This is a genomic window from Methanoculleus sp. UBA374, assembly GCA_002508705.1.
GTDB classification, from domain to species: domain Archaea; phylum Halobacteriota; class Methanomicrobia; order Methanomicrobiales; family Methanoculleaceae; genus Methanoculleus; species Methanoculleus palmolei.
The window spans coordinates 1-11,735 of sequence record DAYL01000006.1 but is presented as its reverse complement, the minus strand read 5'-3'; the positions used below and the strand labels follow the sequence as shown (position 1 = coordinate 11,735).

Annotated in this window: 13 protein-coding genes; all 13 read left to right on the top strand. The window is 59.5% G+C overall.

Translation table 11 applies throughout. The features are described from left to right. Window positions 1–175: 175 nt before the first annotated feature. The 13 genes from BRA42_RS01645 (at window position 176) to BRA42_RS01585 (ending at window position 11,389) form a co-directional block, all read left to right on the top strand. Window positions 176–1,195, top strand: coding sequence for an ABC transporter permease subunit (locus tag BRA42_RS01645; RefSeq protein ID WP_342770645.1), 1,020 nt, complete (start codon window positions 176–178; stop codon window positions 1,193–1,195). A gap of 7 nt (window positions 1,196–1,202) precedes the next feature. Continuing rightward, window positions 1,203–2,231, top strand: a complete 1,029-nt coding sequence (locus tag BRA42_RS01640; RefSeq protein ID WP_342771209.1) for an ABC transporter permease — start codon at window positions 1,203–1,205, stop codon at window positions 2,229–2,231. 15 nt (window positions 2,232–2,246) lie between these two features. Next, window positions 2,247–3,389 (top strand): ABC transporter permease, encoded by a 1,143-nt coding sequence (locus tag BRA42_RS01635; RefSeq protein WP_342685859.1) that lies wholly within the window; start codon window positions 2,247–2,249, stop codon window positions 3,387–3,389. A 352-nt stretch (window positions 3,390–3,741) separates the two neighbouring features. After that, entirely contained in the window at window positions 3,742–4,500 is a 759-nt protein-coding gene (locus BRA42_RS01630) for a DUF6345 domain-containing protein (RefSeq protein ID WP_292408130.1), read from the top strand. Between the two features lie 9 nt (window positions 4,501–4,509). Then, on the top strand, window positions 4,510–5,478 hold the full coding sequence (locus BRA42_RS01625) for a hypothetical protein (protein WP_292408131.1): 969 nt from the start codon (window positions 4,510–4,512) through the stop codon (window positions 5,476–5,478). A 37-nt stretch (window positions 5,479–5,515) separates the two neighbouring features. Next, window positions 5,516–6,049: a hypothetical protein gene (locus tag BRA42_RS01620; RefSeq protein WP_292408134.1), complete on the top strand. Its 534-nt coding sequence runs from the start codon at window positions 5,516–5,518 to the stop codon at window positions 6,047–6,049. A 205-nt stretch (window positions 6,050–6,254) separates the two neighbouring features. Then, on the top strand, window positions 6,255–6,866 hold the full coding sequence (locus BRA42_RS01615; protein ID WP_292408136.1) for a hypothetical protein: 612 nt from the start codon (window positions 6,255–6,257) through the stop codon (window positions 6,864–6,866). After that, window positions 6,863–8,152 (top strand): hypothetical protein, encoded by a 1,290-nt coding sequence (locus BRA42_RS01610; RefSeq protein WP_342772065.1) that lies wholly within the window; start codon window positions 6,863–6,865, stop codon window positions 8,150–8,152. Before BRA42_RS01615 ends, BRA42_RS01610 begins: the two co-directional genes overlap by 4 nt. Before the next feature lie 495 nt (window positions 8,153–8,647). Beyond that, window positions 8,648–9,511, top strand: a complete 864-nt coding sequence (locus BRA42_RS01605; protein ID WP_292408142.1) for a hypothetical protein — start codon at window positions 8,648–8,650, stop codon at window positions 9,509–9,511. Between the two features lie 70 nt (window positions 9,512–9,581). Beyond that, entirely contained in the window at window positions 9,582–9,851 is a 270-nt protein-coding gene (locus BRA42_RS01600) for a hypothetical protein (protein ID WP_292408146.1), read from the top strand. Then, window positions 9,848–10,117, top strand: coding sequence for a hypothetical protein (locus tag BRA42_RS01595; protein WP_292408149.1), 270 nt, complete (start codon window positions 9,848–9,850; stop codon window positions 10,115–10,117). The genes BRA42_RS01600 and BRA42_RS01595 overlap by 4 nt, the downstream gene beginning before the upstream one ends. After that, the gene (locus tag BRA42_RS01590) at window positions 10,114–10,344 is read left to right on the top strand and encodes a hypothetical protein (protein WP_292408152.1); all 231 of its coding nucleotides are present in this window, start codon (window positions 10,114–10,116) and stop codon (window positions 10,342–10,344) included. The genes BRA42_RS01595 and BRA42_RS01590 overlap by 4 nt, the downstream gene beginning before the upstream one ends. Window positions 10,345–10,423: 79 nt before the next feature. Beyond that, the gene (locus tag BRA42_RS01585) at window positions 10,424–11,389 is read left to right on the top strand and encodes an ABC transporter permease subunit (RefSeq protein WP_342772064.1); all 966 of its coding nucleotides are present in this window, start codon (window positions 10,424–10,426) and stop codon (window positions 11,387–11,389) included. The last annotated feature ends 346 nt before the right edge of the window (window positions 11,390–11,735 follow it).

Below are 11,735 nucleotides of genomic sequence, written 5' to 3'. Positions count from 1 at the left end.
GACAGTATCAGGCCCGGAGTTACCGTGCATTGGTCGAGAACGGCGTTGTATCGAAGAGTTGGTTTAATCAGGACGGCTGGACCATAGTGCCATAATGTGACGACCGGCGGGTCTGGTGCGGGGCCGCTGCTTCCCGTAACCTGCGGCCCCTCCGCCCCCCCCAGAGCGCGAGACCATGAACGGTGACAAAACCTCTCCAATCCGGAACAACCGGTCGGCCGAAAGCGGCCTCCTGACGGTGGCCCGCAAGGAACTTACCGACCACCTGACGAGCCGGACGTTTCTCGTCTTTGCGGCCCTGCTCGTCGTGGTCTGCCTCCTCCCGTTCCAGGAGGGTCTCGGCGGCTACCACGCGACGGCCGAGGCATACGCCGCCGGTCCCGTCGTCCACCCCGGGGGTATCGTCGATGAGTTCGGTTCCAGCCCGCCGAGCGCCGCGGACGTCTACTCCCGTCTCCCCGGTGCGCTCTCGACCACCGGGGCGATCCTGGCGATCGCCATGGGGTTCGACCTCGTCTCGCGGGAGCGGCAGAGCGGTTCGCTCAAACTGCTCCTCGTCCGGCCGGTCTTCCGGGACGAGATCATCACCGGCAAGGCGCTGGGGGGACTTCTCGCCCTGGCGACGCTCGTCTTCGCCGGGCTTGCCGTCTCGCTGGGAATCCTCCTCGTCGACGGGATCGTGCCCGACACCGACGCCCTGGTCTCGATCCTGCTCTTTGCGCTCGCAACGGTTGCGTTCCTGGCGTTCTACTTCAGCCTCGCCCTGACGATCTCGACGGTGGTCCCCCGGACCGGGAAGGCGTTCCTGTGCGCGCTGGTGGCGTTCTTCATCTTTACCGCCCTTGTCCCGACGGCGGGCGCGGTTGCAAAGGACGTCGTTGTCGGGGGTTCCCCTCTGGGCACGAGCCCCGACGAGCGGGGAGACTACCAGACCCGGCTCGACCTGCTGAACAGCGTCGTAACGGCCTTTTCCCCGCAGTGGAACTACGAACTGGTTGCAAAGAGCGCCCTTGAACCGCGGCTCACCGCCTACCAGTTCCTCGAAGGGCGCATAGCGCACCTCCCCTACGACGGGACCGCACACCCGACGGACGCCCTCGCGCGGTTCTGGCAGAACGCGCTGGTGCTCTTCACGGCGCCGTTCGTGCTCTTCGGGATAGCCTACCTGGCGTTCCAGAGGATGGATGTCCGGTGATGCGCCGATGAGAATCGACCTCTCCCGTGTGGCGATCATCGCGCGAAAGGAGTTTGCCGACCACCTCACCGACCGGACGTTCCTCCTGGTGCTCGCGCTCCTCGGCATCCTGACTCTCTTTGCCCTGGAGCAAGGCTTTGCCAGCTACACGCACCAGATGGAGCAGTATCTGGCCATTCTGGAGATGACGGCGCACTCCGAACACCTCACTACATCGCCGCTCGTGTCCTCTCCGCCCCCGTGGCCGGTGCTGCGGATCATCCTCGGGACCATGGGGCGCTCGTTCCTCCTCTTCAGCCCGCTGCTTGCGATTGCCGTGGGGTTCGACCTCATCTCGGGAGAACGTACGACCCGGTCGCTCCGGACGCTCCTCTCCCGTCCGGTCTATCGCGACGAAGTCATCACCGGCAAGGCCGTGGGCGGCACCGCCGTGCTGGTCTTCGCATCCGCCGTGCCGTACCTCCTGGTGCTGGCCGGGGCGCTCGTCGCCGGGCTTACCGTCACGCCGTACGATGCGGCGATCATGGCGCTCTACTGGGGCGCCCTGGTCTTCTACCTGCTCGCATACTTCGGCGTCGCCGTTGCCTTCTCTGCGTTCAGCGAAGACGGCGGCCGGGCGCTCGCCTGGACGATGGCGGTCTTCATCCTCTTCTCGGTGATTGTGCCCGTCGCTGCAGAAGATGCGGCAAACTCCGCCGCCAGCTCCTACCCGGCGCCGGCGTGGCCCGGCGACAACCCCACGCCGGACGAGGTGCAGCAGTACCTGGAGGAGCGGAGCAGCCGCTACGCGGCGTACAACGGCGTCAAGAACACCATTCTGGCGCTCAGCCCCAACGGCAACTATGAGACGATGGTGCAGATGCTGACGTCCCTCCATTCCGGCGGCGGGGACGGGGACGGGGGAGCCGTTGCGGAAAAACCCGGTCTCGAAGATGTGCTGGGCCGGTTCTGGCAGAATATCGTCGGTCTCGTTGCGTTCCCGGCGATCTTCCTCGCCGTCGCCTATGCACGGTTCATGCGGATCGACCTGCGATAATAATCCGACTCAGGAATGAAAAATGACAACAATCCGGTATCCTCCGATGATATGCGGGGCCGCCCCGAAAACCCGGTCCCCGCCATCCGGGACGAGACATACGGGCGGAGGCGGCGGCCCGTGACGTCCGGCCTCTTCGTCGTGCTGCAGAAAGAGTTCGTCGACCAGGTGACCAGCCGGCGCTTCCTCAGCATATTTGCGCTGTTCCTGATCATTTCCGCGATCGGCGTCCACGACGGCGCGGAACAGTACGGCGATATGCTCGCATCATACGCACAACGGATGCAGTCCGTCTCCTCCGACGCCCCGGGGTATATGCCCGAGAAACCGTCGCCCCTGCTGGTATTCACGAAGATGGCCGACTACTTCGTGATGTTCGGGGTCTTCCTCGGCATCGCCATGGGGTTCGACCTCGTCTCGAAAGAGAAAGAGACCCGGTCGCTCAAGATTCTCCTCTCTCACCCGGTCTACCGGGACGAGGTCGTGAACGGAAAAGCACTCGGCAGCGCTCTGGCCCTGGCAATCGCTCTCGGTGCGACGGTCGCGGTATCGGTCGCCATCCTCCTCGTTATGGGCATCGTACCCACCATGGACGAACTGGGTGCGATCCTGGTCTTCGCCGTGGTCTCTACGATATTTGTTCTGACCTACTTCTCGCTGGCTCTCCTGATGTCCACCGTCGCGCCGGACAGCGGAACGGCCCTTATCTTTACGCTGATCGTCTTTCTGCTCATCGCGTCGGCGATACCGATCTTCGGATGGACGGCCGCCGAGACGATTGCCGGTCCGCCTCCCGAACAGCCAGCCGGGGCCCAGGAAACTCCGTACACCGCGATGAATGTCGATCCGGAAGAATTCAAGCAGTACGAGCGGGAGATGCAGTCGTACTGGGAGAAGCGGGCCGCGGCGTCGTCGCTGATCTCGCTGCTCTCCCCGAACGTCAACTACCAGAAGGCCGCAACGGCCGTCACCAACCCGAAGATCGCCATGACTATGGACAACAATCCCTACTCGTTCACCGAGGGGCCGCCGGAGACACAGCCTGGCCTGGACGAAATTCTCGATAGAATATGGGCGAACATCGTTGCACTCGTCACGCTGCCGTGCGTATTCTTCGCCGCTGCATACGTGAAGTTCATGCGGATAGATATCCGGTGACGACCAGGCGGTCGGCCAGCAAAGAACGCGTGCACGCCATCTCTCGCAGGCATCCTGGGGGAAATCCCGCGGCCCCAGGCTGAAATGCCGGCGGTTCCGCCGGTCTCCACCGTTCCGGAGCCTTCAGGCGCTCTGACGATTAGGGGTTTGGCACAGAAAAGGTATATGGAGGAACGTCGACGTCTCGATCGGGGAAGCCGCACGCGGTATCCCACGGGAGTCCGGCCCGGTCGTGGGGACTGTACCCGGACTCCCATACTGTGCCCGGAGGACATTAGGGCTGTTGGCTCCCATCGGGGATAGCCGTTGCGGTTCTGCTTTTTTCCGGCACGTGAATTTGGAGGTAGAATGAATGAAACAAAAAGTCAAGATACGGCTCCTCCCTCTACTCGTAGGCGTGCTGCTGGCAAGCGCCGTGGTGGGGCCTGCGGGCGCGTATTATTACTGTTACGCAGAGTGGGTGAACAATTACAGCAGTAACCCGGATTTTAGAGACCTGGACCACAATGATGAAAACGCGCAGGGGTTTTACTACCAGCTCGGTGGTGACTCATCCTGGTGGGGCAACTATATCTATGGCGATGGTCAGGCCCTGGAAAGACACTGGAAAGATCCAAGCAAGTCCGGGAACGGTATAGATTATATTTACGCGGATAAGGCGCATTTCGCGTTTTTTTCAGGCCACGGATACGATGACGGTTCAGGATTTGCGTTTGGTACCAGCCAGGACGATTTCAAACTGCATTACAACGACGCTTTGTGGGGAAATACGCAGATGGACTGGATCACTCTCGACGCCTGCCGTGTTCTGCGTGAAGACCGGCACACAAACTGGTACAGCGCATTCGATGGCCTGCACTCGATGACCGGGTTCCATACGAATTGTTACGATGTCACGGACAGGGGTTCCGTCTTCGTACACCGGCTGGTCGGCACGTGGACCGTCCAGCCGATCACCACGGCGTGGTTCGTGGCGGCGAAAGACACCGAACCTTCGACCACGTATGCGGCGGCCCTTGCCCGCGACAGATGCTGGTCCGACTATGTCTACGGCCACGGGAGCCAGGGGGCGCCCGGAACGTCGTTCCTCTACAGCAAGTATCAGTGCTGAGGTGATCCTATGAACACAAAACTGATCTGGGTAAGTATTGGTATCCTGGCGCTGCTGGGAGTCATCTGCGCCGCCGGCATACCCCTGCTTCTCGGAGACGGCCGCACGCCTGCCGATCCTCTTCCGGGGAACCATTCCGACCTGCCGGGCGGCATGAAATCGGCGGGTGCCGCAAACCTCACCTGCACCGTCTCCGTTGCGTTCCCGTCGACTCCTGAAGCGGTTGTCCTGTATCGGGTGGTGAAGCCGGAGGTCACGACGGAACTCGTCTCCTCGATGGCGGAGAAGATGGGCCTCGAAGGGACGGTACGCGAATCTCAGGATCAACTGGTGCTCTCCGACGACCCCTACTCGCTGGAGGTTCATCTGAAGTCGGGGCGCGTCGTCCTGATCGATATCCCCCGCTGGATGAACCCGAACGACAAGGATCTGCCGGAGACCCTCCCCTCGGACGATGAAGCGGTTCGGCTCGCGACGGAGTACCTGGAGAAGACGGGGCTGCTGCCCCCCGATGCAACGCCGTCCGGCGTCGATCATCAAGAGATCGCGAGATACAACGAGAAGGGCGAGAGGATCGGCACCGCCTACGAGGAGATTTCGGTCTCCTACTCCCGCACGATCGACGGCCGGCCGGTTGTCGGTTCGAAACTGACGGTCGAGATCGGCGGCGGCGGGGATATCCTGAACGTCTACAGACTCTGGAGGGACTACGCCCCGGAGAAGGAGGTGGCGATCGTAACGCCGGAGGAGGCACTTGAAGAGTTGAAAGCCGCCGGAGTGGCGGAGGGCCGGAGCGCGGATATCGCCGGGATCGAACTCGGCTACTACGAGGCCACGGCGACGAGGGAGCCCTCCCATCTTGTCCCGGTCTACATCTTCACGGGCAAGGTGCAGGACGAGACCGGGGAGGAGACCACTTTCGTCCGCTACGTCCCTGCGTCTCCCGAGTTCAGGGAGGAGATCCCGGCGGTCAAGTGACCGCTCCCGGCCTCCTTTCCTTTTTTGGAGCAAGTCCATGAAGAAGATCTTGTATATTGTCATCGCCTGTGCCGCCGCAGCTGCACTGATCCTGGTTGCCGCACCGGTGCTGCCGGAAACGGTCCCGGAGAACCAGACGGCCCGGCCGACGGACGCCCCCCGGGAGAAGATTTCGTTCATTGAAGTCCACGCTCGCGGGGGCGGGAGTACCCTCCTCTATCCGGAAGACCCGCGATATTCTGCCCTCGAAGCGGAGTGCCGTGAGCAGATCCGGTGTATCTCTGCCCAGTATAAGACAGGGTTCTCCCGGGAGGAACTGGACGCCATGAAACGGAACGCCACCTACGTCGCGATGCATTTCCCGGTTTCAACAACATGCGAGACGAGTTACATCGTCGACGGATCGCCGAAGGAGATCATTGTAAACGAGGCAATATTCTTTCTGGATCTCGAGGACCGGCCGGAGACGATGATCATCACACGGGCGGAGAATGAAACCGGTGTCTGGGACACATCGCGTGATCGCAGGGAGTTCCGGGACCTGGTCGCACCGATCGTGCGGGAGTTATAGAGATGAGAGGCACGGGTTCCATTCAGATAGAACAGCGTGGATGTCTGAACGGTAGTATCCCGCGGGGGCCGGGAAGTTCGATTGCCATCGTACCCCGGCTCCCACAATGTGCCCGGAGGGCATTAGGGCTGTTGGCTCCCATCGGGGATAGCCGTTGCGGTTCCGTGTTCCTCCGGGTACCTTCCAAAAAAATGGAGGAACACACATGAAACAGAAAGAAAAGCCCACATATCAGGCTGACACTCAAACCTCTGCCGCTCACCGGCACGTCCCCCAGGATGGGGACTGCCACTTGTCGGCAGGCGTGTACCTGCCCTTCATGATCGGTTATTCCCGCCACGGGCTTCCCGACTGCGGGGGCGGTTCGGGGTCCTGGTACAGCGCCGAATGCCAGGAGAACATGATGATGCGGTATGCCCGGACCCGGAAATGCCTCGCACATCTCCAGACACTGGCGGGCTGCTACTGGATGGAGAGGGAAGGTTGCCCCGAGCACTGCTACATCGAGGGGACCTTCGACCTGGACTTCTACCTGACGTTTGTCAAGAATAGCGAACAAGGACTCAGCCATGCGGTCTGCGCCGAGTTTTTGGGAGGCAAGATGAAGGAGTTCTCCAGCTGGAAGTTCTACCAGTTTGGCAACCTGGATATCAGGCCCGGGAACTGGCAGATGCCCTACGGGACAAAAACCGAGGATACGAAGGTGACGATCTACGAGATAACCGGAGTGATGACCTGTGCTCTCCCCGACTATAAGCCAGAGTCACCTATAGCGGTATTTCTGATTGGTGAAAACGGCGCCATCACCTCGGAGTGAGAGGAAGAATGGCAAGGTCCGTTGCACGAATCATCGCCGCTGTTGTCGCAATCGGAGTCGTCTGTTGCGCAGGAGCGCTGATCGTAGCCGTGCACCTTCCGGACGGGGACACCCGTCCAGAGATCGGGAACGTGACGCCGGAAGGGTCGCCGACAGAGTCGAACCTGCCCGGGAATATAAGCCGGAATGAAACGCCGAACGAGGGATCTGAAGAAGTACCGGAGGTTAGGAACATGACATCGAAAGAGATCTTGGAGCGTGCCCAGGAGATCCAGGCATCCTGGTATCGGTCGAGCACCGTGGAGCGAGTGCTGAAAGAGGCGAATATGACGCCGGAGGAGTTGCCCGGCGACGTAACCGAAGAACTGAAAAACACCGTGCAGTTTGAAGATATTATCCGAACGTGGGAGTTTGATTCCCAGAACAAGCAGGTCGTCATCTATGCGTCCCCCGCCCTGAATGAAGAGCATGAAAAAGAGTTGAGTGTTGTTCAGGGCAGGCGGGTCGGCGATTGGACCTTTACCATTATCTGGGAACCCTATGTGCCCTCATTCGTGAGGCGGGCGCTGGATGCGGCGAATATGACGCTGGATGAGTTGCCGGACGAAGTGAAAGAGGAAATGGGAAAAACCGTGCAGATTGGAGGCGTACGGAAGTGGGAGCTTGATCCCCAGAACAACCGGGTCATCGTCTATACGTACTTTTCCCGGGATGCCGAGCATGAACAAGAGGTGCAGGCCGTTCAGGGCAGAGAGGTCGCCGGCTGGACCTTTAACGTCGTTCAGGAACAGTATGTGCCTGCAGCCGTGAGGCGAGCGCTGAAAGAGGCGAATATGACGCCAGACGAGTTACCGGATGAAGTGAAAGAGGAAATGGAAAACATCGCGCGATTTGTGGAGATCGGGGGTATACGAAAGTGGGAGCTTGATCCCCTGAACAAACAGGCCACCATCTATGCGTACTCCATACCGGAGAAGAACGACGTGGATGCCGTTCAGGGCAAGCAGGTCGCCGGCTGGACCTTTACGGTCATCCATGATCTCGAGTATGAGAAAGAAAGAGAGCGAGTTGTGGCTGAATTGCTCCAATTCCAGAAGGACCATCCTGAATTGCAGATATCGAGTTTCGCGGTATCGCCCACGGAGATCTGGGTATGGGTGCGCAATCTCACACCCGAAACCGAGGCGCTGAACGGCACCACAATGCACAACAGGACGGTTCTGATCGACTGGAACATTATCGATTACGCACTCAGGGTGGCGAGAGAGGAGGCAGGATGGATGTGAGAGAGCAAACGTTGGGGGAACCGGGACAGGTTGAGGCGTGGAAAAAGAGTCAGGATCTGGTCGAGCATTTCGGCGCTGCTCCTCTATCCCACTTTTTCTCTTCCATCGCATACACGCGGCTCATGTGGACGGATATCCGGTGACAGCATGCGGTCGGTCGGCCCGAAACGCGCGCACTTTTCCTGCCGCCGGTTATCCGGGGAGGTGCGCGGTCCCGGGCTGCAATGCCGGCGGTTCCGCCGGTCTCCTCCGTTCCGGAGCCTTCGAGCGCTCCGACGATTAGGGTTTTGTCACAGAAAAGGTATATGGGAGAACAACGAAGTCTCCATCGGCGATACCGCGTGCGGTATCCCGCGGGGGCCGGGAAGCTCGATTGGCGTCGTGTCCCGGCCCCCACAGTGTGCCCGGAGGGCAATAGGGCTGTTGGCCCCCAGAAGGGATAGCCGTTACGGTTCCGTGGTCTCCCGGGGCACATATGAAAGGAGGTATGGAACCATGAAAACAAAAGATCTTTCCGGAATCAGTGCCCTGTTCGCGGCACTGCTGGTCGTCGGCGCAATCTTCGTGCCGGCGGTGAGCGCAACACAGGAGAATGATTCTCTTGTGGGTGAGGGAGATACGAATTATGATCAGATCGCTTCTGCTCAAAAAACGTTGCGAATAACCCCTGAAACCCCAGGAATGTCAAAAGAGGAATTTGTAGCTTATTCCAAGAAAATGGAGCAAAAATACGGATCGGAAAATGTTACTGCACTAAAATCGCATATTGACAGATTTGTTCAGAGTTCTTCTGGCTTGCCGGATATAACACGGAATCTCCAGTATGTGACGGCTTGGAATGAGCATTTGGAAGCTAAAAATGATGACGGGGTTGTTATGGCAAGTTCTGACAACGTGCTGAGTCTCTATAAGTTAGATGTGACCGATGAACAGGGCAGAGATCATTATTACTGGTGGCAGTGGAGCGCAGCACAGAATCGCGAAGATGTCTGGATGGGCGATGATTCGAACCTCAAAAACTTCTGGAACCGGATAAAATTCGAAGATTCGACATCTAACCTGTTAATTTATTCCCCTGACTCAGATCTCATCGGGAACGAAGATACTGTGACGGTAGGTCTCGGAGCCGAGTATAAGGGTGTAGGGTGCAGCATTAGCAAGGACTTCGTGCTCCATCAGGACAAGATCAGGCCGAAGCCAGGTGAATGCCAGGTGGGAAGCGCCGGGAAGTATGCGGTCGACTGGGTTGGAGATTATGAAGGGACGCAGTCAATCTATGGAGCCTGCGAAGAGAGGCGGCCGCCTGGTGCGAGCGCGACTGTCCAGTGGACCTACAACCTGACAGCAAATCTGGTCTAGATACAACATGCCCAGCTAACCTAAAAACAAACCCTTTTTGAGAACTAAAATTTCAGATGAGATGATGACAATGCGCACATTTTCTGAAAAGTTCTGGGGAAACGGTCTCTTTGGCATACCTTACCCGAGGGTCCGCGCCTTCATCTCGGCGCTGCTCTCCGTAGCGGTTGGGATGCTGTTCGTGAGCTTGGGTGCGCGGGGGATGGCCATCCCGTCCGACTACTGGTGGATACCTCTCCTCCGGGCGCACCCGCTCGACTATGTCAGCATCGGTCTTGGTATTGTCTTTATCGCCGCCTCGCTCTATCTCGTCCGGGCGTGCTTCAGGGGCGAACCATGAATGCAAGACTCTCTTCCGGAATTGGCGCCCTCTTTGTGGCGCTGCTGGTCGTCAGCGCGGTCTATGTGCTGGCGGTGAGTGCGGAATCAATCGTGACGCCCCTTGCAACAGAGAACCTTGGGCATATACACGCCGACGGCGAGGCAGACTCCGTGTGGATAAGTGGTGCGGGCTCAGTTCAGGTCCCAGCAGGGTGGAACACGTTCACGGTGAACTGTCAGAATGAGAATGACGATCTAGGTGACGGTTGGGTGCGGATGTCGTGACCGGGCTCGGCTGGAACACGTTTACGGTGACCTGCACCAACCGGAACTACGGTCTCTTCGATCCCGCCCGAGCCTCGTTCACCCTGACCGTCCGCGACGCCGCAGGCAGGCCGTACAGCGAATCCGTCACCCTGGACCGGGGTGGTACAAAGACCCTGTCTGTCTCTTTCGCCGCAGAAGAGGCGGGGAAGGGTGAATTTCAGATCGCTGCGGCAAACATTCGGTAGGATGAGCAATGACGCCACCGCATACATCGGATCGGAACGCAGGCCCGTTCGGGACGGACCGGACTCTCAGGGGGATCACATGACGACAGAGCGCGTTTTCATCGTGGCACAAAAGGAGTTCGCCGACCACATCACGGGCTGGCACTACCTGGTCGTTCTCGCCCTGTTTCTGGGCCTTACCTTGGTGGGGACGTACGGCGGGATCGAGAGGTACCAGGGAGACCTGACGAGGTATACCGAAGATCTGATCGCAATGGAGACGGCAGATGACGGACCGGAACGAATGATGCCTCCCGTCGCACCGCCGGTCGAGGGCATTTATTCCTCGATGTTTCTCACGCTGGTCTCCTACGGCGGCATCCTTGCTCTCGCCATTGGGTTTGACCTGGTCTCAAAGGAGAAGGAGTCCCGGTCGCTCAAAACTCTCCTCGCCCGTCCGGTCTTCCGGGACGAGATCATCAACGGGAAAGCGCTGGGCGGCATCGCGCTGCTGGTCCTCATCGTCGGGAGCGTGCTCGCTCTCTCCACCGCCTATCTCCTCGTCTGCTCTATCGTACCCTCCCCGGACGACCTCTGGATGATCCTGACCTATGCCGGCGTCACCCTCCTCTTCCTCGTGACGTTCTTCTCCATCGCGCTTGCGTTCTCCACCCTCTGCCGGGAGAGCGGCAGTGCTCTGCTCCTCTCGCTGGCCGTCTTCATCCTCATCACGTTCCTGATCCCCTTCGTCACCACAAATATCGGCACGGCGCTCATGATGGAGAAGCCCGACCCCGCCGCATACGGAGGGGATACCCGATCGGAAGGATACCAGGCTGAGATTACGGCGCACCTCGAACAGACGAGGATGGTCGAGAGCGCCGTCAACCTCCTCTCACCGCAGATGGCGATCAACACTCTCATCCAGAGGATTCACAGTTACCAGGGAACTACCCTTGAGGATACGCTCGGCAGGATCTGGTCGAGCGTTGTAGCACTGACCCTCTATCCCGTCGTCTTCTTCGCCGTCGCGTATACGAGGTTCATGCGGATGGACCTCCGGTGATGACAAGGGGTCGGCCCCACCCGGAATACGCGCACTCCGCCTGTGGTCGGCATCCGGGGGAGAGACCGGAGCACCGGGCTTCGCTGCCGGAAGATCCGTCTTTTTTCCGATCCGGAGGCTTTCGAATGCCTGAATGAGTAGCTGATTGTCACAGAAAAGGTATAAAGAGGAACGTCGACGTCTCGATCGGTGATACCGCCTGCGGTATCCCGCGGGGGCCGGGAACCCCGATCGGCATCGTGTCCCGGCCCCCAACAGCGTGCCCGGAGGGCAATAGGGCTGTTGGTTGCTGTCAGGGATAGCCGTTGCGGTTCCGTGGCCTTCCCGGGTGCGCATGAACGAGGTG

Excerpts from the sequence above, each read along its gene's own strand:
- BRA42_RS01645 (WP_342770645.1), top strand. The coding sequence starts at position 176 with ATGAACGGTGACAAAACCTCTCCAATCCGGAACAACCGGTCGGCCGAA.
- BRA42_RS01640 (WP_342771209.1), top strand. The coding sequence starts at position 1,203 with ATGAGAATCGACCTCTCCCGTGTGGCGATCATCGCGCGAAAGGAGTTT.
- BRA42_RS01635 (WP_342685859.1), top strand. The coding sequence starts at position 2,247 with ATGAAAAATGACAACAATCCGGTATCCTCCGATGATATGCGGGGCCGC.
- BRA42_RS01630 (WP_292408130.1), top strand. The coding sequence starts at position 3,742 with ATGAAACAAAAAGTCAAGATACGGCTCCTCCCTCTACTCGTAGGCGTG.
- BRA42_RS01625 (WP_292408131.1), top strand. The coding sequence starts at position 4,510 with ATGAACACAAAACTGATCTGGGTAAGTATTGGTATCCTGGCGCTGCTG.
- BRA42_RS01620 (WP_292408134.1), top strand. The coding sequence starts at position 5,516 with ATGAAGAAGATCTTGTATATTGTCATCGCCTGTGCCGCCGCAGCTGCA.
- BRA42_RS01615 (WP_292408136.1), top strand. The coding sequence starts at position 6,255 with ATGAAACAGAAAGAAAAGCCCACATATCAGGCTGACACTCAAACCTCT.
- BRA42_RS01605 (WP_292408142.1), top strand. The coding sequence starts at position 8,648 with ATGAAAACAAAAGATCTTTCCGGAATCAGTGCCCTGTTCGCGGCACTG.
- BRA42_RS01600 (WP_292408146.1), top strand. The coding sequence starts at position 9,582 with ATGCGCACATTTTCTGAAAAGTTCTGGGGAAACGGTCTCTTTGGCATA.
- BRA42_RS01595 (WP_292408149.1), top strand. The coding sequence starts at position 9,848 with ATGAATGCAAGACTCTCTTCCGGAATTGGCGCCCTCTTTGTGGCGCTG.
- BRA42_RS01585 (WP_342772064.1), top strand. The coding sequence starts at position 10,424 with ATGACGACAGAGCGCGTTTTCATCGTGGCACAAAAGGAGTTCGCCGAC.